The sequence below is a fragment of the Fictibacillus phosphorivorans genome (assembly GCF_001619875.1).
In the GTDB taxonomy this organism is placed as follows: domain Bacteria; phylum Bacillota; class Bacilli; order Bacillales; family Fictibacillaceae; genus Fictibacillus; species Fictibacillus phosphorivorans_B.
The window spans coordinates 698,552-718,335 of sequence record NZ_LRFC01000023.1; the positions used below are offsets into that span (position 1 = coordinate 698,552).

The following is a 19,784-nucleotide window of genomic DNA, read 5'->3' on the forward strand; positions in this document are numbered from 1 at the left end:
TTATAATGCTTCCATCAGTTTGAAAATAGGCAATAACATAGAGGCAAACATGAGCAGCACAAAACCTCCGATCACGGCAAATAAAATTGGTTGTATTTTTTGCAATACAGAGTAAATCATTTCTTCTAATTCACTGAATATCCATTCTCCATAAGAAATCAGTTCAGCACCTAACTCTCCATGCGCTTGCCCGAAACGAACAATCTCTGCTAATTCCTTTGTGAAATAAGGTTTCACCAGCAACAGATCAGGAAGTGACTTCCCATTCAGCAATCCTTTTTGAAGCCGCTGACTTTCTTCTTTATAAAAGCCTTTGTTTAAATGCATCTCCATGACAACCAATGCGTCAGAAACCGATAAACCGCTTTTAAGCATCGTCCCGAAGTTAACACTAAAGAAGTGAGAATTGTTTAAACGTAGAAATTTTCTACAAAGAGGGATCTTCATCAACAAACTCATTTGGGTAGAATATTTAGCTTTCTTTTTAATGAGATAAATAATGATCCACGAGATCATACAAAGCATTAGAAGAATGAAGCCTATTTTTGGGATGATGCCTAAAAATGAGAGCATCCATGTTGTAAAAGTCGGAGTTTTAACTTCTAATGAAGAAAAAAGGAGTGAAAATTGAGGAAATAAAAATTGGTAAAACAGAATACCTATCCATGTTGTTAGGAACAACAAAAATAAAGGATACCTCAGTGCTTTCATTAGACGCACATTCCATTCTGCTTTCTTTTTCATAAAGGTACCATTTTCAATCAAACTTTTTGTTAAGTTGCCGTTAGTACTGTTAATAGACAAAGAACTCATCACTTCTTCAGGTAATCGAAGCGGTGTAAAAACATCTTGGATAGATCCGCCTGAAGCAAGAATGTCAAGAACATCATCTAGTACAACCTGCTTTTTGTGGGGGAGTTGTGCCTTTAAGAGTTTCATGCTCTTTTGAATGGAGTATCCTTGATCTAACAAAAAACCTAGTTTATAAAGAAAAGATCCTTGAGAAGCTCGTTTCCAGCCCCTAGTTTTCAACTTAGGTCTCCCCTCCCATCCATTTTTCATAACTTTCCTTCGTAATAAATCCTGCTGCGAATGCATGGTTAAAGTAATACGGGAGGTTTTTGTAAATAGACTTAGCAGGAGCTGATTTGTTTAAAGCAACTTCAAGCTCTTGATTGCACAGCATTTCATATATTCCAGCCCTTCTGTATGTTCTAGATTTAAAACAAAAGTTAACACAATCATCGCCGCAAAAACGACAAGGTATAGAGATAAGCCTTTGTGATACCACACCCATTAATGTTTGATTTAGTTCACCCTCTTGAACACCGAATTCCCTGAGGCGTTCGATACATCCTATACAATCAGCTGCATGCATCGTCGACAAAACGAGGTGGCCGGTTAAAGAAGCTCGGATAACGAGTTTAGCTGTAGATTCATCCCTAATTTCACCGATCATAATCACGTCGGGATCATGACGTAACAATGATCTGAAACCTTCACCATACGTTATACCAGCTTTCTCATTGATCTCCATCTGTAAGAAGGAATCTACTTTCCGTTCAACTGGATCTTCAAGTGTAACAACTTGCCGTTTATAGTGTTTTTGAAGGTAATGAAGCAAAGAGTAAAGAATAGTTGTTTTACCTGAACCTGTAGGTCCTGTGAACAATAATAATCCGCTTGATCTTTTAATAAGGGAGATTAATTTTTGCAAAACTTGAGGAAAAAGAGATAATTCGTAAAGAGACAAATTTTCTTGCTGAGGAAGTAAACGAATAACAAGAGATTCATTAAAAGCAGAAGGTATGGAAGAAAAACGAAGATGTACATTTACATTATTAAGCATCACGTCCATTGCGCCACTTTGAGGTTTGCGCTGCTCACCAATATCCATTCTTGCTGAGTATTTAAAATGAGCGATAACACGGGTGTATTCTTCTTGAGAAAGGGTTTTAAATTCAATAAGCCTGTCATCTATACGAAATTGAACGATACCCCCTTTTTTAATCGGAATGAAATGAATGTCTGACGCCTTCTGTATTGCAGCCTCATGAAGGATGTTGGTACCCAATAATTTAATCGGCAAGCATTATCAGCCTCCTTTTTCATTTTGCTTTATAATGAATTCTTTCATCATACGACAATTCCTGCATTTATTTGCAAAAAGAACGCATATAAATTTCGACACGGTCCATACTAGTATTGTTGCATTGGGCTATAGCCAAGCGGTAAGGCAACGGACTTTGACTCCGTCATGCGTTGGTTCGAATCCAGCTAGCCCAGCCAAAAAAAATAACACTCTTCAGACAAAGAGTGTTAGTTCAGGACACATGACTTGAAATGTGTTCTTTTTCTTTTGATGAACATAATTTTTTCATGTCACCGGGACTATATCCTGCAATCAGCTGTTTTCCATCTGTAACAAGAGGACGTTTCAGAAGCTTTGGATTTTTTGTTAATAATTCAAGCAGTTCATTTGTGGAAAGATCATAAATATCAACATCTAGAGACTTAAAGGATTGGCTTCTTTTTGCTAAGATATCTTCTGTTCCATACTTTGTTAGCTTTAACAACTCTCTTAGTTCCTCAACAGATGGGGTTTCTTTAAATAGATGCCTTTCATCAAAAGATACTTTATTTTGTTTAAGCCACATTTTAGCCTTTCGACATGAAGTGCAGCTGGGATAAGTGTAGAATGTGATTGAACTCATGAGACTCACTCCTTTTGGTTTACATTACCTTTATAAGAGGCATAATAAACCAAAAAAAGCCTATTTTATTTAATTATCTTTTAATTGTGTATTTATCCGCTTACAATTGTCATTTACAAGAGAGTGGAAACTCATATATAATACTAAAGGATACAAGTATTGGCGAAAAAAGGAGGGGATACATATGTCAAGAATGTATAAAGTATTAGGTTTTTGGACTGGAATCATCGGTGTTATGGCTTATCTTGGCGATATGCAAGACATGGCGTTATTGTTCTTAGGACAAACGATTATGTTCGTTTCATTGGGTTATTTGAACTTATCTGAGCGTATGTATATTTATATCTTTGGTGCTTATTTAACTGTTTTCTTTGTTGGGTTTACATACTGGTCAACGTTTATGATGACTCCCGGAGCTGGCGGAGGTCATTAAGAAGTTCTTAACTGCAGCGATGAAAAAGCGGTCCGTATTACACGGTCCGCTTTTTTTGTTGTATAACTTGGAATCCATTTGATAACGTGCTGTCGAGTAAAAAGGAACGAATCGCACGATTTCTTTTATGTTCGATTGAAAATGGATCAGGATTATGAGTATTTTGAAGAAGTAACATTAGACCTTTATTTAGTAAAAAGTCACCTTGATTGTCCATCCTAAGCGTTTCTATCCCGTGCTGATTACCCGTCTTCTGTACTTGTTCCCAATCTATGTGATAGGTGATATCCATCTTCCCCGGGTATGCTAGAGGATCGTTCTGAATTTGGTGACGATAATAACCTCTAATACTTCCCTCTTTTAGATAAGCACTATTCCATTCATCACCAATAAGTCCATAGTCGACAAAGAAGAAATAAGATCCACTATCTGTCCATTCATATATTTCTTTTAACCATTGGATCATTTGAAATGATACTTCTAATTCATTCTGTTTGTTTCGACCCTTAAACATTTCATCCAACGTTTGAAGCAAGGATCGATTGCTGACCTTTTTATATTCAAAAGAAAGTTCCTCATCTTCCTTCTTTAAAATAACACCTTTTTCGAACCAGCCTTCGCTTTTGCATTTGAAAATCCGAATCGGAAAAGCATCAAGAACTTCATTTGCAAAAATGACGCCTCTAAAAGCTGGCAGTTCCTGTTTGAGTTCTTCAAACGAACTTAAAATGGTTATGGAAGTATCTACTAACACTTCTTTTAATAATTTTCTATGAAAGGGACTTCGTTCTACAATAATATATTTTATAGAAGGTGAATTGCTGTTTTTCCAAGCTGTTTGAATTTGCTGAGCAAAATGGCCGCTGCCTCCTCCAAATTCTACTACTACAGGGTCTAAGTTATTCCTTTTAATCACTTTCACAAAGAAATCAGCCCAAACCGTTGCAAATACATCTGATACGAAACTGGACGTATAAAAGTCGCCATTTTTTCCGATTTTCTTGTTTTCGTTCATGTAATAACCATCAATAGGATGATATAGAGCGTGCTCCATATACTCTTCCATTGTTAACCAATTAGTCTCTTCAAATTTCTTATATAGCAGAGACGACTGCATCATTAAAAACCGCCTAAAAATGGATTTGAATCCATTTCCATTCCGATGGTTGTTTCAGGACCATGACCTGATAAAACGATCGTTTCTTCAGGTAAATTCATTAATTTTTCATGAATGCTTTTTAAAAGGATGTCTTGATTCCCTCCATAAAGATCTGTTCTCCCGATACTACCTGCAAATAATGCATCGCCAGAGAAAACTGCACCAGCGCTTTTTAAGTAAAAAGAAATACTTCCTGGTGAGTGTCCTGGTGTTGAAAGGACTTCAAAAGAAAAGCTGCCGATCTTCAAGGCATTGTCTTGATCGGATAATAGGTGACTGGCAGCATTTGCTGTAATGCTTTGACCAAAAAAATTTGAACCATTCTTTTTTGTGTTACTCAACCAGTCAGACTCTTTTTTATGAACATAAAGTGGTATTTGATATTTATCACGAACATCATCCACAGCCCCAATATGATCGAAATGAGCATGTGTTAAAAGTACAGCCAATGGTTTAACATTTAACGATTCAATCGCATGAATAATCTTCTTACCTTCGCTGCCAGGATCGATGACAATCGCTTCTTTGTTGTTGTAAATAATATATGTATTTTCTTGAACGGGTCCTACCGTAAGCTTTTTCCACTTCATTATAAGTCCTCCAATTGCAAGTTATTCCTTTCTATCTTACACTAAAATAGTCAGAATTACGGAGGAAATGCATGAAAGTATATTATGGATACGAAAATATAGAGAGCGCTGACATAAATGTTCATGATCAACATGAGGATCTTATTATTGTTTCAGATACTATTGTAGATTTTCATGAGACCATCCCCTTACTTCACATCAATCCCATACAGACAACACTTTTATATGAGGATTATGGATTCGTATCAGATTCACAAAACCATTACGTTTATCTGGATATGATTTGTGCATTTTTTATCATCGACACCGATGAACAACCAGAAAAGGACATGTTTCTCCTTCAAATGGAAGAAGAATTAATAGCTACTTGTAAGGAAGAAAAAAGAATATATATTCTAGATAAACATCATCAACTCCTTATTAAAAAATGGGCTACGGCTTATAATCTAGACGTCGAATTCATTTTGTTCTAAATGTTCACTCGACAAACCAGAATAAAACAAGTAAAATAATACAAGGTTGTACCTGTGTGAAAGCGTTATACATAGGATTGGTATTACTCCAGAGCAAGGGGGCACAGAATAATGGGATTAGCCATTATATTCGGCTTAGTAGCTATTTTAGCTGCATTGGGACTATTGCGTTCGTTAAAAATTAAAAATTTAATGGCTGCAGGCTTTGCCTTTTTAACGTTTGCAGTTTTTGGCTGGTTTACAGTCATGACTGTACTGGACGTATTAGTAGGCAGCGGCGGTTCTACAGGCCATTAAGAACTCAAAAAACCATCAGAATTTATATTCTGATGGTTTTTTCTTTTGTTCACTGCAACAAAGTGGGTCACCATATAGTGAAAAACTCGTGTTACATATATAACCCTGCAAGCATAATTCCTCTTGTGTCTTCGTAAATTTTATCAAATTGCCTTAATGGTAATGGATTAACCCCAATTCCAAGTTCGATTGTAAACCCAGGCTTTCTATATTCCTGGATGTACCAATCCTTGTATCCAGCATAGCTATCAACATATCTGATTGCTTTATACCCGCTTACCTTTTCAAATTCCTCGGCAATTTCTTCTGATAGTGGCATGGGTTCCTCACCTTCAAAGCCCCAATAGAGTTCTTTTCCTTGAGTATGAAGGGCGATTACTCGATCAAATTGATATTTTTCTGTTATTTCTGCCATCACGATTGCCTCAGGCTCAGTTAATGGAGCGGTTCCCGGATAATCTCTTGGTGCAGGAGCTTTTGGCTTCCTCACTTGTTCTAGCTCCCATCTTGCGGGAAATTGATTATTTAAATCTACTCCGCGGATGTTTGCTTTCCATGCAGAAAAATCCCTGCTTCCATTATTTAATTGTAAGACAAGCTCTTTATACACATCATCTTCAGGGGGCCCGTTCAAAACAAGATCTACTCCATCGGGGTCTACCATAGGTACGGCTAAAAGGGTTGTATCATTATAAAGCTTTGAAGGTTTATTGCCATTTAACTCAGTTTCACTCGTGAGCGCACAGGCATATTCATTAATGAATCTCATTAAAACTCCTGAAGTAATCCATTCGTTACCATGAAAGGATCCATTAATATGCACTTTCTTTTTCCCATTACCGATGATAAGCATCTCTATTGATTTACCAAGCACAGATTTACCGATTTCCTGTTTTTTTATAAAAGGATAAGTATCTAGCAGTATTTTCATGTCTTGCTTTAAAGCCCGTGTATCATATTTCCTCTTTCCATTAATTAAAGGAAAAGACACTATTTTAGGAATATTTATAATATCCTTTGTAAAAATTTTCTTTGGATTTACATTTTGATTAAACAAGTTTAAAGCATCTAAGGGTAAATCAAAATCCTCTGCTATTGAAAAAAATGTATCTCCATTTTTAATCTTATATTTCTCCACTTTTAAACCTGGTATATGAATTCTTTCACCTGCTTGCATAATCGCATTCGGATTAGAGTCTTTAATCAACACGTAAGGGATAGATAAGAGTCGAGAATAATACCACAGCGAATCGCCGTTACGCATGATAATTTCCAAACAGAGCCCTCCCTATAAAACGTTCCTCTTAAAGATGTATGTTTTCCCTTTTCATATATGCAAAAAAAAGCACTTAGCCGTGGCTAAGTGCTCATCTTAATTATTATTTCTGTACTGCTTTATCTTTTGCCTTGTCTTTATCATAGAATCTCAACAAGTCGCCATAAATGATGCGATCTGAGATATCTAATTCAGTCTTAGCACGTTCACTGTATGGTTCACAAGCGTTAATCTCACCTTCAACAGGTTCACCTGTTGCCTTGTCATAACACTTACCATCTGTGAAAACATTGTCCTTCGTGATGTATGAATTATCTCGCAGAACTGCGAAATCTTCGCGATCTTTAGAGAATAAATCTGAACCTAGTTCGATGTCACCTTTTGTGTCAATTCCAAGCAAGTGAAGAATCGTTGGTTTTAGATCGATCTGTCCACCAACTGTATCCATTACCTTGCCCTTCTGACCAGGCATGTGGATGATCAATGGAACTTTTTGCAATTGAGTGGATTCGAAAGGAGTGATTTCTTTTCCTAAGAATTGTCCCATTGCATCATTATGATTTTCAGAAATACCGTAGTGGTCTCCATACATGATAAAGATTGAATCTTCGTATAACCCTGCTTCCTTAACATCTGCAAAGAACTCTTTTAATGCTTCGTCCGTGTAACGTACCGTTGTAAAGTAACGGTTAACTGTTCCATCGTTCGACGTCCATTCTGGAATCATTTCATCTTCTTCTTCCAATGTGAATGGGAAATGATTCGTTAACGTAATATATTTCGTGTAGAATGGCTTGTTCATAGCTTGCATTTCTTTTAAGTGCGGAATGGATTGTTTAAAGAAATCTTTATCTTTTAAACCCCATCCAATCGAATTTTCAGGTGTTACTTCAAAATCCTTTAATGAATAATAACGGTCATAACCGAAATTATCATACATGATGTCACGGTTCCAGAAACTCTTGTTATTCGCATGCTGAACAGAAGAATAGTAGCCTTGCTCTTTCAATATTTCTGGAGTTGCATTGTATTGGTTTTGCGAATGAGTAAAGAATACTGCTCCACTCGGAAGCGGATATAACGAGTTATCTAATAAAAACTCAGAATCAGATGTTTTCCCTTGCCCTGTTTGATGATAAAAATTAGGGAAATAGTAACTGTCTTTGATTAAATCATTCATAAACGGTGTAATTTCTTTTCCATTTACAGATTCATTAATAACAAAGTTTTGAGTCGATTCTACTGAGATTACAAAAACATTCTTGCCTTTTGCTTTACCGAACATTTCTGGGTTTGGCTCTTTGTAATTAGCACGTGAATAGTTCTCGATATCTGTAATCTCACTTCCATCTGCAAATGCACGCTGCGCTTTTGCTTTTGACTGGATAATGGAATCATAGATGTGATAGTTATAAGAACCAATATTTTTAATGAGCATCTCACGGTCAAATGTACGAGTTAATAATTGTGGACGCTCAGTTTCAGCAATACCTACGTTGACGATAAAGAATACGATCGCTGCAGCAAATGTGATCGTAATTTGCTTGCGTGAAGCGCGAGCAGGACGGTAATCTGCACGTCTCATAAAATAAGCCAAAATAACAATATCGATAAACACCAATAAATCTGTTGGCTGAATCAATTCAAATACACTGTTACCTAAATCACCCATATTGCTTGTTTGAAACAAGACTGGGATGGTAATAAAGTCATTAAAGAATCGGTAGAATACCATGTTTGCATACATAACAAAACTCATAATAGCACTGACAGCGACAATCATACGTCTATGTGCTCTTCCTTTAAAATAAAGGGTAATTCCTAAAAATAGAATAACGGAACTAATCGGGTTAATAAAGAGAATTAATTCCTGTACTTTGTTGTCCATTGGTAATTCAAAAGCTGTTTTATAAACGACATATGTTTTAATCCATAATAAAGCAATTGCTATAAAGAAAAATCTATAATCAGCAAAAGCTTGTTTCATTTTTTCTTTCATGTGTTCTCTGACCTCCTCAATCAAAAAGAACTCTTGTGTTCCTGCACGGTTGAAATTTCCCTAAAAACGACTCTCAGTTGCATTGCATACGGTAAGCATCCAGTGGAAATGTAAATCAGTCTTAACAAATTTACAAAACCTTAATCAAAGGATTACATAAAGAGTATATTAAATGGTTTCACACAAGAATTCAATACCCTAACGGACTATTTCAAGATTCTGACAATAGGACAACAAAACTATTTTAGTTTTACCCTTTTTTTATGCTCATAAACCATTAGACGAACATATCCTAAAAAAGTTTCAAAAATAAAAATGTGTTTACCTGTTCACCTGCTTATGAAGGGCTCTGATTGAATATCCAAGTCGATTGCCGCCACCAGAAAAAAAGCCCAATAAAAAGAACCACAGAATGTGGCTCTTGTCTAAAATATATTTAAAGGTTGTGCTTTGCAAGCCATGCTCCGCCTATAACTCCTGCATCGTTGCCTAAAGTCGCTACTTTTAACTCAGCACCTTCTGCAACCCTCGGAAGAGCAAAGTGTTCAAATCTTTCTTGAAGTCTCTTCATGAGGGTGTTACCCGCTTTAGAAACGCCTCCACCAATTACGATCTTTCCTGGGTTGATACTGTTGGCAAGATTGGCAATCACAAGACCTAAATGGAAAGTAACTTCTTCTAGCGTTTCGATAGCGACTTGATCTCCCTTTTCTGCCGCTGCCGCAACATCTTTAGCTTGAATTTCACCGTTTTGTTCTAAAATCTTATAGAGAGAAGATGTTGTATCTTTTAATGCTTTTTCCTTTGATATTCTTGAAATTCCTGTTGCTGAAGCAATGGTTTCAATACAGCCCGTTCTGCCACAGTTACATGGAGCGCCGCCGTCTGGTATTGAAGTAATATGTCCAATTTCACCAGCCATGCCGTTCGTGCCATGCATGATATGGCCGTTTACAATGATTCCTCCACCAACTCCTGTACCGAGCGTAACCATTAGTAGGTTTCCTTCTCCATCTCCAGCACCGCGCCACATTTCACCAATTGCAGCAATATTTGCGTCGTTATCTACTGTAACAGAAAGACCGGTTGCTTTTTCAAGTTCTTCTTTTAGAGGATAATCTCTCCATCCAATATTAACAGCATGGTAGATAAACCCTGTTTTCATATCGATAAAGCCCGGGGCACCCATGCCGATCGCTGCAAGTTTTTCTTTTGGTTCAGAAAGCTCATCTAGTTTAGATTGAAGAGATTGAGCAATATCAGATACAATGTTCTTTCCACCTTGATCAATATTCGTAGGAATCTCCCATTTTTCTACGATATGGCCGTCCAAAGTTATAAAAGCTATTTTAATTGTTGTTCCGCCTAGGTCGACGCCAACCAACCATTTTTCCATTTCGTCTCATCCCTTTAATGTAATTTATTGTGTGCTGCGCGAATAATGAGTATCGCTGTTTTGTATTCGTTTACATCAATAAGTTTTTGATTGTAAAGTTCTCTTACTTCTTCTTGTATTAATTCTAAATCAGCAATTGCATTTCCTGTATAAATAATGGTTCCAAACCTTTTAAGCAGCTGCTGAACGTCATACATTGTCTTCATGATTATCACCTTTGTCATTATATCAAAAAATATAGGGTTAAATGCAAGCCTTTGCACAGAATTTATGCATAAAAAAAACAGCCGATATTTTCAGCTGTTTGATAAATTATCGATCAGGGTCTTTTGGATGCAAGACAACGGGCCTTCTATTCTTAAGCGGCATTGGGATTCTAAAGATAACGTCTCTGATGGCTTTAAAGTTAAACGGTATAAATGGCCATAGATAAGGGATATGGAAAGATTTAAAAGATACAAAGAACAGTATGGCAAGTGTTAAACCTGCAATATATCCTGGTACTCCTAAAAGTGCTGTAAGTGATAACATTCCAAGCCTTAACAGACGATTGGCAAGACTGAGTTCGTATGTTGGTGTGGCAAATGTACCGATCGCAGCAATAGCTATATAGAGTACAACTTCATTTACAAACAGACCTGCTTCGATCGCAACTTGGCCGATCACGATTGCAGAGACCAAACCGAGACCAGTCGAAACAGAGGTGGGTGTATGAATGGTAGCCATCCGGAGCATATCCATACCTAGCTCGATCATTACAAATTGCAAAAATAAAGGCACAACTCCAATCTCTTCTGGCCCAATAAAAGAAAGCGAAACTGGTAGCAGCTCTTTATGTACAGAAAGTAAATACCAAAGAGGCAATAAAAAAATGGAGATCCACACAGCTAAAAAACGCACAAATCTTAAATAAGCACCTACTATTGGTTTTTGCCTATATTCTTCCGCATGCTGTAAATGATGCCAGAACGTTGTTGGAGTTATTAATACGGAAGGAGAACCGTCTACGAAAACGAGAACATGCCCCTCGAATAAATGAACTGCTGCCGTATCAGGACGTTCTGTGTACCTTACTAAGGGATAGGGGTTCAAGTGTCTCCCACATATGAATTCTTCGACTGTCTTCTCTCCCATCGGAAGCCCGTCCGTATCAATTTTCTTCAAGGAATCTTTTATTCTCTCGACAATATGCGAGTCCGCAATATCTTCAATGTAGGAAATGCAAACATCTGTTTTCGATCGCCTGCCGATACTCATATATTCCATTCTAAGCGAACGATCACGAACTCTTCTTCTAGTTAATGCTGTGTTAAAAACAATCGTTTCTACAAAACCGTCCCTCGCTCCTCTAACAACACGTTCGACATCCGGTTCTTCTGGTCCACGGACTGGATAAGTTCTTGCATCGATCTGAAGTATTTCTGATACTCCTTCAACGATTAGAACAGTTGGGCCGCTTAATACCCAATCGATTCCTTGGTTCAGGTCGTCAGACGTTGAGATTTCTATATAAGGTAAATACGTTTTCATTAACTTTAATAAAGGGTCTGGTTCTAATTGGCCAGGTTCGAGATCTGCTAAAAGCTTCATTAAATAGTGAAGGATGTCGTCTTTAACAAATCCGTCCACCATAAATAACGCCATCCTTCTGCCTGCATATTCCAAGTCTAAGTGAATGCAATCAAAACTGACATCAACACCAAGCTGTTTCTTCATATAATGTACGTTTTCATCAAAGTTTGGTGAAAGAGGTTGTTTTTTTGGCAGATATGTCATTTTTTCATCACTCCTCTGCCTATCATCCTTCACCATCTCCAACCAATTCATACCTCAACTGAAAAGAAATGCTCTTCTCTGTTAGATTGTAGATGAAAAGTAGATTTGAGTAGGTTATAACATCTCTATTACGAATACGTGCCAGGGTATTTAGGATCTTAACCCACGAGTTTTGCTCCTGAATCAACGAAAAACTAGGATCAATCCACAAGTTTTGGCTTATCATCCAAAAGTTTTTACTGTTTATCCACGAGCCTACAACTTTCTGCAAATTCCGCGCGCCCACTTACCCTCAAATACCCCCTCAGAGATCCAGCAAACGTAAGACCCCAATAAAAAAACCCAGCAAAAAGCTAGGATTTTTAAGTGCTTAAACAAGTGGAGATTGCAAATATACATTTATAAGATCAGCTGTTTGTTTTAATGACTTCACATGCGTACGCTCAAATGCATGAGAAGCATCAATGCCAGGCCCGATCAATCCGTGTACAATGTCAGCTCCCGAGCGGATTGCAGCAGTTGCGTCAGATCCATAATACGGATAGATATCTACCTTATACCCAATGTTGTGCTTTTCAGCTAATGCAACAAGATGTTTTCTTAAAGCGAAATGATAGGGACCGCCAGAATCTTTTGCGCAGATACTTACCGTAAATTCATCTGTTGCTTGCCCATCACCAATTGCCCCCATGTCCACTGCTAAATACTCAACAGTTTCTTTTGGTATGTTAGAATTACCGCCAAACCCGATTTCTTCATTATTACTGATCAGGAAATGTGTCGTGTAAGGTATTGTAATAGAAGATTGCTTAATCTGTTTAATGATGTGCATTAGAATCGCTACACTTGCCTTGTCGTCAAGGTGGCGAGACTTTACAAACCCGCTGTCAGACTCTTCAAACCTTGGCGCAAAAGAAATAAAATCACCTACAGAGATCCCCGCATCTTCAACATCTTTTTTGGAATGAAATTCTTGATCGACTCTAACCACCATGTTCTTTTCATCACGCTTTAATTCGTTCATCCCTTTATAAACATGTGCTGCTGTTTGATGCATCATAACAGTCCCGGTGTACATTTTTCCAGAGTTCGTATGGATTGTACAATATTCGCCTTCAATCGTATTCCAATAAAAACCACCGATTAAATCTAGTTTCAATCGACCATCATTTTTAATTTCTTTAACCATAGCACCGAGAGTATCTACATGTGCAGTCAATAGCCGGTGTTTTGAATCATCCTCACCTTTAATGGTCGCAATCACAGCGCCTTTATTGTTCATCGTGAAGGATACATTGTTTTCTTCAAGAAATGATTTCATATAGTTGATTGCAGCTTCTGTGTTTCCTGAAGGACTTGGAATATGTACGAGATCTTTAATAAAACCCACAATTTCACTTGTTTGAATTTCCATTACCTTACTCCTCTCATTTCAAGCGATTCTCTGTTTTTTGCAACTCCAGTCTTCTATTTTTTTAACCTGTGCATAGAATTTAGGAACAAGTTTGTCCTTTAGGAGGCTGAACGTTATGAAGTGGAAAATTTCAATCTATCTGCTGATTATTATACTTGTAATAGGAATCATCTACCAGCCGTTTATTAAAAAAGAAGCTCGTGAAAGTATTACTTTCTTTCCTTTGGACAGCTCATTTTCCTTTTCAAAGGCTATAACTGATCTTTCTTTTGTAAATGGTACACCTTCAAGCTATGAATTGCTTTGGAAAGTAAATTCCGAGACTTCTGAACGGGTCTATCTGCGTCAGGACATCGCAATGATCTTTGAAAATGGAAAATTAAATAACAAAATGACTGAATGGAAAACATCTGCAAAATCAATTGATTTGGAAAAAGACATTAATAGTAGTAATGCTGCACTTTGGGAGGCCATCTCCTATCATCAAGGAGAAATTCACGTAGATGAAGAAAAGTATCGCTCTGTTCAGCAGATGAGCAATGATTATTTGTATACAAGTGTCATCGGCCAAGCTTTCGCTGGATTCAAAGCCCCCAATAACGCGCTGGAGAGAAGATCAAAAAATGCATTAGATGAAAAAACGAATCAGTATCTTCAAAGAATACTTACACAAGCAGCAAATTATTATCAGATCGATTTAAATAACTATAACGTGATATCTTTAGAATCATTAACAGATTACAACGCAAAACCCCTCCCTGGTTTTACTCAAGCAAAGAGCCAAGAGATAATAGGAAAACTTTGGGAAGGATTATACAAAAACTACTTTCTAGGCATCACGACAAAGAATGGACAAAAAGTAAGTCCGATCGGAAGTTCTATGCCATTCATTTTAATCAGCAAAGACAAAAAGTATTTATTCGTGCTGCTTCAAACCGCTAATGGAGAGAATATCCAGCTGATTCAATACATCTCTTAATGATTTCAATCAATTCACTGCCTGATGAGCAATTAAAATGGCAGTAAGTATCAACTTCTGCAGGCTGCTTGAGAGGGTTCCACCATATTGCTGTCCAACCAGCTTGTACTGCAGGCACAATGTCTAACTCAAATGCATCTCCAACATAATGATAGACTTCAGCATTTGTAGAATTCTTAACCAGATGAAAAATGCCTGGGTCAGGTTTTGCAATATTCAATTCTGATGATATATAAATTTCGGTCTCTGGAATATGTATTTTTAAATTTTTTATTTTTTCTCTTTGAATCAACGAATCACCATTTGAAATGATACCAAATATGATTCCCAGCTGATCAAGTTGATGAACGATTTCTTTTATCCATACAAATGGTTCCGCTTTAAGAGGAACACTTTTTTCAAAAACGTTTTGATAGTGCTGAACCTGCTCAGCACATATGTTCCTTAAACCTATAGCTTCAAACGATGAAAGCAGCCGTCTTTTTTGATATTCTTGACGGGATATCAATTCCTTTTCATAAAGTGGCCAATACAAATCACAATATCCCTTATAATAAACGAACCATTTATCTTCTAACGGCTTATTTTCCGGTATGTTATTCGTAATTGTATGAAAGGCAAACAAAGAAGCCTTCTTAAAGGAGGCTTCATAATCGAACATTGTATTATCTAGATCAAAAAAGAAAGCAGCTTTTTTAACAGATTGCATAACTAAATAAGTTCGTCCATCATTTTAGAGCGCAATCCGGGAAAAGACATGGCGCTTCCGACTAAGAATCTGCGGATTAACGGTTGACCAAGAGCCATATTCATCATGCGATATCTCATTCTGTAGCCAAGCATAATAGCAAGGAATATCAAAAAACTTTTAATCACAAACCCTTTCATATAAAAAACCTCCTTGCTACTACTTTCTGTCTTATTTTCGCATTTTATGCGTCATTGAATTTGACAATATGCCGCTGTTTTTTTTCGAACCTTCATGAATCCGTTAATTTCAAAAGCTCTTCTTTTGTGTTCACATTGTTAAAAAAGTACTCTTCATCTTCGCAAATTTCTACATAATGGGTGTTTTTACGTTTCAGCAAACTTAAGACCTTGTATACATGATCCGTTAAACAAGTTTCTATATCAGGCAGACAAGTTCGCTTATATATACCGTTAAGGGGATATACTCTCCCTTTCCGAATAGGAACAACACACTCATAATCTGGATGGTTCATCGCAATTGTCAGCCATTTTTTATACATACTGCTGCTCATTCTCGGCATGTCACAAGGTGAGACCAAGTAATAATCCGCTTTTTTTGTTATCATCGCACTGTAGATACCTGCTAAGGGACCCTTTCCTTTAAAAGAATCGCTATCTGAAATGAGTTTAGCTCCATATGTATTGCATGAATGTAGTGCTTCTATCCATTCTTCCCGTACTACAGCTAAAAGGCTATCTGAAAAAGGCGCGATCGGATCAAACGAATGCTCAAAAAAAGTCTTGCTATTCCATTTAGCAAACATTTTCGGGCTTCCAAACCGCCGAGATTCACCCCCTGCTAAAACAACGCCTACACAAGTCATTTGTTTATCCATAAATACAGCACTCCCGCAATCATTCCACCGATTAAAGTTGAAGTAAAATTCACAACGTTGTTTGATACCCAAAAAACTCCATATATTCTTGCTGTTTTAACTCCACAATGTACGCGGCTCTCGGTTTCCTTCTTACACTTTGAGCAAATGAACTTTTGTTCAAACCAGGCTCCAAAGACCGTGTCAGCTAGGTTGCCAACGAAGCCAGAGACAGCAACACATAATGCAACAAGAAAGGATGTGTCAAAAAGAAGATAAAAACAAAATCCAATTAAAAATGCACCAGCAAAAGCGGCAAAAGTACCTAAAGGTGAAATCGCTCCAGATAGCCCACGATCTACTGTCTTCCACATTTTTATATGGAAAGGTTTCTTCTTTGATAAAACACCGATTTCCGATGCCCATGTATCAGCAGTGGCTGTCGCAAAAGCTGCAGTGAACAGTATCAGCCAAACCGGGTCTGGAACTGCAATGTGACATGCTGCAGCAAGGAGAGCAGCACCCCCATTAGCAAGAACTTGTCCGGCTGACCTTCCCTTCTTTTCCTCTATATGAAATGCTTTTTCGTCTCGCTTTAAATCTCTTTTCCACTTAGTTAATAAGGTAGAAGTGATAAAAAACATGCCTAAAATTACTAGCCCTTGCCAGTTAAAAGCTAAAAAAATGATTAAACCCATCAAGAAAGCTGTTACACTTGCCAAAATCGTAAGCCATTTAAGTCGTGCAGATAATAAAGAGAGTAAAGCAATGCCTCCGATAATGATTTCCATTAAATAAAACGTCCATCTTCCGTAATAATTTGGTCAACTGGAATATCAAATTCTTCATGCGGAAGTTTATCTGTCGTTTGAAAGGTGTAAGCAAGTGAAATCTTCTGACCGCTATACGCATATAAGTAACGATCATAATAACCGCCGCCATATCCGATCCTATATCCTGTCTTATCAAACACGAGTCCAGGAACGATGATTAAGTCTATTTGTTCTGAAGGAATAAGAGGAGTCTCATCCTTTTTGGGTTCATATAAATCCATATAGACATTTTCAAGCTGTTCATATGAACGTATTTCTCTAAACTCCATTTGTTTATCTGCAGAATAACACTTAGGAACACCGACTTTCTTTCCTTCTTCCCAAGCCCTCTTGATAATATTTGCCGTATCTAATTCGAATTTTCTTGATACAGTAATTCCGATACTTTGTGCTTTTCTCCATTCTGTTGTATCAAATAGTTGATTAGAGATCGCTTTACTTTTGGTAATCCGATCTTCCTCACTTGTATGGAGCAATTCTTGTTTAATCTTTTTTCGCCATTCAGATTTGTTCATCTAAAAAACACCTCTATGTAAAGTGATGTATTTATCATATCACGCAGCTATCTATGGATAGAAATTTTTTTGAGAATGAAAAAACGCCTGATCCCTCATTTGCATGGGTCTCAGGCGTTTCTATGTGAAATTACTTCGTTTCACGGTGAACTGTGTATTTCTTTAAACGCGGGCTGTATTTTTTAAGCTCTAAACGGTCTGGGTTCGTACGCTTGTTTTTAGTAGTGATGTAGTTACGATCACCAGTTTCAGTACAAGCTAAAGTAATGTTTACACGCATTGTTGTTTCCCTCCACATCTTTACCAAAGTACATTATCATGGTTACTAACAGTCATTATTCTCTATTAAACCATACCATAACATGATAACAAATTCTTTTCTAACGAGCAAGTGAGTTTTGCGAAAGTTTCTCGTAGACTTTTGTATATTCTTTCAAAACATCGACATATGTGGCATGAGACCATGTTAAAGGCGCCACAGACAAGGCTTCACCAGTAAATGGATGAAGCTGTTCAGGTAAAACACCTGTAGAAAAGCTATGCTGCTGTACCCAGCGCAAAATTTCATGAGGACGCTCTAAATCTTGAAGTGATTTGGCACATTGAATATGCCATTTTGCAAGCCAGAGTGTACAGATCAGCCAAGGATTCCCTGGAGCTCTTGCCATATCATGCGTTTGCTGAAAGTAATAATCATTCGTATATCTTGCGATGCCGCCTACACCTGACTTAATGCTTAACTCTTCATTCATCTGATGCATCGTTCGAACAACGCGTTCATCATCTGCCGAATAGACACCGAATGCAAAGAGAGCATACATACTGGATTCCATGGTAAAGTCTTTTTTATACGCATTATCATCTAATAAGTAGATGCCTCGTAAAAATCTGCCTGCTTCTTCATCGTACAAATGTTTTTCCATACCTGCTTTTATACGATCTGCACCCTTTTTATAACGTTCTGCACGGTCATCTTCACCAAATAATGTAGCGAATGAATGAGCAGCCATTAGACCTCCATATACACTGCTAGCTGTAAAGGTAAAGATCCCTCTTCTTTCTTCCCATAAATCATATGATGGCATAGGAAGATCTAGCTCATCTTGCATATATTGAAGCAAAAATCTCGCACTCGGTCTAACAAGTGATCGATAAAGAGACTGGGCAAACTCAATATCTCCTGTTTCTTTGTAATGCTCCCAAAACGCCCACAGAACAAGAGCAGTTTCATCTTCCTGAATGGGCAGCTGACTGACCCCATCTTTGTTGATCATCGGATGCCAAGACGATCCAATCGATCCATCCGGGTTATATTTGTGATGAAGATAGCCTTCTTTTGTTAAAACATCCGCACACCGGCGATAAAAGTTTTTTACCATGCCGTGAAATCCGGCCTTTGCAACCGCTGCTGCTACCAAAGCACCGTCTCTTGGCCACATATAGCTATAATGGTCTCGATTATAGTGCTGAATATCGGAATCATTAGCAGCTATAATATATCCGTTCTCGTTCGTTTGAGTACGGATGATGAGTAAACTGCGGTTATATAAATTCAGGAGTTTATCAGAGAGATTACAAGGGTTAACTTTCGTTTTATTCACCCATCTCCGCCAATAGACATCGATTTTATCTAACGTTAAAGAAGGTCCGATCTCCATGAGATAATCATAAAGCGAAAACACTTCTTCTCTGCTCTTGCCAACGGTTAATGCATAATAAGCGTCACATTGTCCATGTGGAGGAACAATTCCTTCTACTGAAAACGTGCTATCTACTGATCCCTGTGCGATCGGGTTCACATGCAGGTGACCATCCTCTGCATCTTTCCATGTTCCTTCAGCACTTAAGAATCGTTTGACACCTGTTGTATACTGGTCTATCCCTCTTTGGTCAAAAGAAGCGGTAAACAAAAAGTACCGATTCTTTTTATAGTGGATAATCACTGATTTTTCCGGATCGTAATAAGCGGTATCCCCAACTTCATTTTCATAAATAGAAAGGTCCTGGTGAAAAAAGAGTTTAATCCTTTTTTCCTCATACGACTCGTTATTAACGGTGATTCTGCGCATAAACATGTTTTCTCTTTGATGAACGGCGTCTTCTATTTTAAGGGTCACACCTTCTTTATTGTTCCTTGCATAGGAAAGAGTTACAAGTGAGTCATTGTGATAGCCGGGCTCTATCGTCCATTCTTTTGATGAAAGCCAAGAAAAGGAGCCATTAATACTGGCTCCTAAGCGGTTAACATGCCCTTGCACATGATTTTGCTGACCGACGTAAGGATAATAGATGTCTCTGATCTGCAAATGCTCATCTAAATTGATTAACAAATTTCCGTTACCTAAAACCAAATGTCTTGGCATAC

The 19,784-nt window shown here is 37.6% G+C and carries 22 protein-coding genes and 1 tRNA gene; 5 read left to right on the plus strand and 18 right to left on the minus strand.

From position 1 onward, the window contains the following. Positions 1 to 1,032 (minus strand): competence type IV pilus assembly protein ComGB, encoded by a 1,032-nt coding sequence (comGB, locus tag AWM68_RS12995; RefSeq protein ID WP_066242305.1) that lies wholly within the window; start codon positions 1,030 to 1,032, stop codon positions 1 to 3. A gap of 1 nt (position 1,033) precedes the next feature. Further along, entirely contained in the window at positions 1,034 to 2,089 is a 1,056-nt protein-coding gene (comGA, locus tag AWM68_RS13000) for a competence type IV pilus ATPase ComGA (RefSeq protein ID WP_066242307.1), read from the minus strand. Positions 2,090 to 2,214: 125 nt separating this feature from the next. Here comGA and AWM68_RS13005 point away from each other — a divergent pair. Next, positions 2,215 to 2,289 (plus strand) — tRNA-Gln (locus AWM68_RS13005). Positions 2,290 to 2,324: 35 nt separating this feature from the next. On the opposite strand, the gene AWM68_RS13010 is transcribed toward AWM68_RS13005, so the two are convergent. Beyond that, positions 2,325 to 2,714 carry a Spx/MgsR family RNA polymerase-binding regulatory protein gene (locus AWM68_RS13010; RefSeq protein ID WP_066242310.1) on the minus strand — a complete coding sequence of 130 codons (390 nt, stop codon included), beginning with the start codon at positions 2,712 to 2,714 and terminating at the stop codon, positions 2,325 to 2,327. Between the two features lie 184 nt (positions 2,715 to 2,898). On the opposite strand from AWM68_RS13010, the gene AWM68_RS13015 reads away from it, so the two are divergent. Beyond that, the gene (locus AWM68_RS13015; protein WP_066242314.1) at positions 2,899 to 3,147 is read left to right on the plus strand and encodes a DUF2626 domain-containing protein; all 249 of its coding nucleotides are present in this window, start codon (positions 2,899 to 2,901) and stop codon (positions 3,145 to 3,147) included. A 37-nt stretch (positions 3,148 to 3,184) separates the two neighbouring features. On the opposite strand, the gene AWM68_RS13020 is transcribed toward AWM68_RS13015, so the two are convergent. Together AWM68_RS13020 and AWM68_RS13025 are read right to left on the minus strand one after the other, a co-directional pair. Continuing rightward, a complete protein-coding gene (locus AWM68_RS13020; protein ID WP_066242317.1) occupies positions 3,185 to 4,267 on the minus strand; it encodes an SAM-dependent methyltransferase in 1,083 nt (360 codons plus the stop codon). Next, positions 4,267 to 4,896, minus strand: a complete 630-nt coding sequence (locus tag AWM68_RS13025; RefSeq protein ID WP_066242320.1) for an MBL fold metallo-hydrolase — start codon at positions 4,894 to 4,896, stop codon at positions 4,267 to 4,269. The genes AWM68_RS13020 and AWM68_RS13025 overlap by 1 nt, the downstream gene beginning before the upstream one ends. Before the next feature lie 71 nt (positions 4,897 to 4,967). Between AWM68_RS13025 and AWM68_RS13030 the strand changes: the two genes are divergently transcribed. Together AWM68_RS13030 and AWM68_RS13035 are read left to right on the plus strand one after the other, a co-directional pair. After that, on the plus strand, positions 4,968 to 5,369 hold the full coding sequence (locus AWM68_RS13030; protein WP_066242322.1) for a hypothetical protein: 402 nt from the start codon (positions 4,968 to 4,970) through the stop codon (positions 5,367 to 5,369). A 111-nt stretch (positions 5,370 to 5,480) separates the two neighbouring features. Continuing rightward, positions 5,481 to 5,666 carry a DUF2759 domain-containing protein gene (locus AWM68_RS13035; RefSeq protein WP_066242324.1) on the plus strand — a complete coding sequence of 62 codons (186 nt, stop codon included), beginning with the start codon at positions 5,481 to 5,483 and terminating at the stop codon, positions 5,664 to 5,666. A gap of 91 nt (positions 5,667 to 5,757) precedes the next feature. On the opposite strand, the gene AWM68_RS13040 is transcribed toward AWM68_RS13035, so the two are convergent. The 6 genes from AWM68_RS13040 to AWM68_RS13070 form a co-directional block, all read right to left on the minus strand. Then, complete coding sequence (locus AWM68_RS13040) at positions 5,758 to 6,942, minus strand: M14 family metallopeptidase (RefSeq protein ID WP_066242328.1); 1,185 nt, start codon at positions 6,940 to 6,942, stop codon at positions 5,758 to 5,760. 103 nt (positions 6,943 to 7,045) lie between these two features. Continuing rightward, on the minus strand, positions 7,046 to 8,941 hold the full coding sequence (locus tag AWM68_RS13045; protein WP_231868422.1) for an LTA synthase family protein: 1,896 nt from the start codon (positions 8,939 to 8,941) through the stop codon (positions 7,046 to 7,048). Between the two features lie 436 nt (positions 8,942 to 9,377). Further along, positions 9,378 to 10,337, minus strand: coding sequence for an ROK family glucokinase (locus AWM68_RS13050; RefSeq protein ID WP_066242330.1), 960 nt, complete (start codon positions 10,335 to 10,337; stop codon positions 9,378 to 9,380). Positions 10,338 to 10,351: 14 nt separating this feature from the next. After that, positions 10,352 to 10,543: a YqgQ family protein gene (locus AWM68_RS13055; protein WP_066242333.1), complete on the minus strand. Its 192-nt coding sequence runs from the start codon at positions 10,541 to 10,543 to the stop codon at positions 10,352 to 10,354. Between the two features lie 106 nt (positions 10,544 to 10,649). After that, positions 10,650 to 12,113, minus strand: coding sequence for a spore germination protein (locus tag AWM68_RS13060; protein WP_066242335.1), 1,464 nt, complete (start codon positions 12,111 to 12,113; stop codon positions 10,650 to 10,652). A 370-nt stretch (positions 12,114 to 12,483) separates the two neighbouring features. Then, positions 12,484 to 13,527, minus strand: a complete 1,044-nt coding sequence (locus AWM68_RS13070; RefSeq protein WP_066242343.1) for a M42 family metallopeptidase — start codon at positions 13,525 to 13,527, stop codon at positions 12,484 to 12,486. A 115-nt stretch (positions 13,528 to 13,642) separates the two neighbouring features. Here AWM68_RS13070 and AWM68_RS13075 point away from each other — a divergent pair, with 115 nt between their 5' ends. After that, positions 13,643 to 14,506, plus strand: coding sequence for a hypothetical protein (locus AWM68_RS13075; protein WP_066242347.1), 864 nt, complete (start codon positions 13,643 to 13,645; stop codon positions 14,504 to 14,506). On the opposite strand, the gene AWM68_RS13080 is transcribed toward AWM68_RS13075, so the two are convergent. The 7 genes from AWM68_RS13080 to AWM68_RS13105 form a co-directional block, all read right to left on the minus strand. Continuing rightward, positions 14,466 to 15,215: an HAD family hydrolase gene (locus tag AWM68_RS13080; protein ID WP_066242350.1), complete on the minus strand. Its 750-nt coding sequence runs from the start codon at positions 15,213 to 15,215 to the stop codon at positions 14,466 to 14,468. The genes AWM68_RS13075 and AWM68_RS13080 overlap by 41 nt on opposite strands. A gap of 2 nt (positions 15,216 to 15,217) precedes the next feature. Continuing rightward, positions 15,218 to 15,394, minus strand: a complete 177-nt coding sequence (locus AWM68_RS21745) for a hypothetical protein (protein WP_197468168.1) — start codon at positions 15,392 to 15,394, stop codon at positions 15,218 to 15,220. Between the two features lie 92 nt (positions 15,395 to 15,486). After that, entirely contained in the window at positions 15,487 to 16,092 is a 606-nt protein-coding gene (locus AWM68_RS13085) for a molybdenum cofactor guanylyltransferase (RefSeq protein ID WP_066242353.1), read from the minus strand. Next, complete coding sequence (locus tag AWM68_RS13090; protein ID WP_066242356.1) at positions 16,077 to 16,862, minus strand: DUF92 domain-containing protein; 786 nt, start codon at positions 16,860 to 16,862, stop codon at positions 16,077 to 16,079. Before AWM68_RS13090 ends, AWM68_RS13085 begins: the two co-directional genes overlap by 16 nt. Beyond that, complete coding sequence (locus AWM68_RS13095; protein ID WP_066242358.1) at positions 16,862 to 17,419, minus strand: 5-formyltetrahydrofolate cyclo-ligase; 558 nt, start codon at positions 17,417 to 17,419, stop codon at positions 16,862 to 16,864. Before AWM68_RS13095 ends, AWM68_RS13090 begins: the two co-directional genes overlap by 1 nt. Positions 17,420 to 17,549: 130 nt before the next feature. Continuing rightward, a complete protein-coding gene (rpmG, locus tag AWM68_RS13100) occupies positions 17,550 to 17,699 on the minus strand; it encodes a 50S ribosomal protein L33 (RefSeq protein WP_066242361.1) in 150 nt (49 codons plus the stop codon). Positions 17,700 to 17,799: 100 nt separating this feature from the next. Further along, positions 17,800 to 19,782, minus strand: a complete 1,983-nt coding sequence (locus AWM68_RS13105) for a glycoside hydrolase family 15 protein (protein WP_066242364.1) — start codon at positions 19,780 to 19,782, stop codon at positions 17,800 to 17,802. Positions 19,783 to 19,784: the final 2 nt, after the last annotated feature.

Excerpts from the sequence above, each read along its gene's own strand:
- AWM68_RS13010 (WP_066242310.1), bottom strand. The coding sequence starts at position 2,714 with ATGAGTTCAATCACATTCTACACTTATCCCAGCTGCACTTCATGTCGA.
- AWM68_RS13015 (WP_066242314.1), top strand. The coding sequence starts at position 2,899 with ATGTCAAGAATGTATAAAGTATTAGGTTTTTGGACTGGAATCATCGGT.
- AWM68_RS13020 (WP_066242317.1), bottom strand. The coding sequence starts at position 4,267 with ATGATGCAGTCGTCTCTGCTATATAAGAAATTTGAAGAGACTAATTGG.
- AWM68_RS13025 (WP_066242320.1), bottom strand. The coding sequence starts at position 4,896 with ATGAAGTGGAAAAAGCTTACGGTAGGACCCGTTCAAGAAAATACATAT.
- AWM68_RS13030 (WP_066242322.1), top strand. The coding sequence starts at position 4,968 with ATGAAAGTATATTATGGATACGAAAATATAGAGAGCGCTGACATAAAT.
- AWM68_RS13035 (WP_066242324.1), top strand. The coding sequence starts at position 5,481 with ATGGGATTAGCCATTATATTCGGCTTAGTAGCTATTTTAGCTGCATTG.
- AWM68_RS13045 (WP_231868422.1), bottom strand. The coding sequence starts at position 8,941 with ATGAAAGAAAAAATGAAACAAGCTTTTGCTGATTATAGATTTTTCTTT.
- AWM68_RS13050 (WP_066242330.1), bottom strand. The coding sequence starts at position 10,337 with ATGGAAAAATGGTTGGTTGGCGTCGACCTAGGCGGAACAACAATTAAA.
- AWM68_RS13055 (WP_066242333.1), bottom strand. The coding sequence starts at position 10,543 with ATGAAGACAATGTATGACGTTCAGCAGCTGCTTAAAAGGTTTGGAACC.
- AWM68_RS13060 (WP_066242335.1), bottom strand. The coding sequence starts at position 12,113 with ATGACATATCTGCCAAAAAAACAACCTCTTTCACCAAACTTTGATGAA.
- AWM68_RS13070 (WP_066242343.1), bottom strand. The coding sequence starts at position 13,527 with ATGGAAATTCAAACAAGTGAAATTGTGGGTTTTATTAAAGATCTCGTA.
- AWM68_RS13075 (WP_066242347.1), top strand. The coding sequence starts at position 13,643 with ATGAAGTGGAAAATTTCAATCTATCTGCTGATTATTATACTTGTAATA.
- AWM68_RS13080 (WP_066242350.1), bottom strand. The coding sequence starts at position 15,215 with ATGCAATCTGTTAAAAAAGCTGCTTTCTTTTTTGATCTAGATAATACA.
- AWM68_RS21745 (WP_197468168.1), bottom strand. The coding sequence starts at position 15,394 with ATGAAAGGGTTTGTGATTAAAAGTTTTTTGATATTCCTTGCTATTATG.
- AWM68_RS13085 (WP_066242353.1), bottom strand. The coding sequence starts at position 16,092 with ATGGATAAACAAATGACTTGTGTAGGCGTTGTTTTAGCAGGGGGTGAA.
- AWM68_RS13090 (WP_066242356.1), bottom strand. The coding sequence starts at position 16,862 with ATGGAAATCATTATCGGAGGCATTGCTTTACTCTCTTTATTATCTGCA.
- AWM68_RS13095 (WP_066242358.1), bottom strand. The coding sequence starts at position 17,419 with ATGAACAAATCTGAATGGCGAAAAAAGATTAAACAAGAATTGCTCCAT.
- rpmG (WP_066242361.1), bottom strand. The coding sequence starts at position 17,699 with ATGCGTGTAAACATTACTTTAGCTTGTACTGAAACTGGTGATCGTAAC.
- AWM68_RS13105 (WP_066242364.1), bottom strand. The coding sequence starts at position 19,782 with ATGCCAAGACATTTGGTTTTAGGTAACGGAAATTTGTTAATCAATTTA.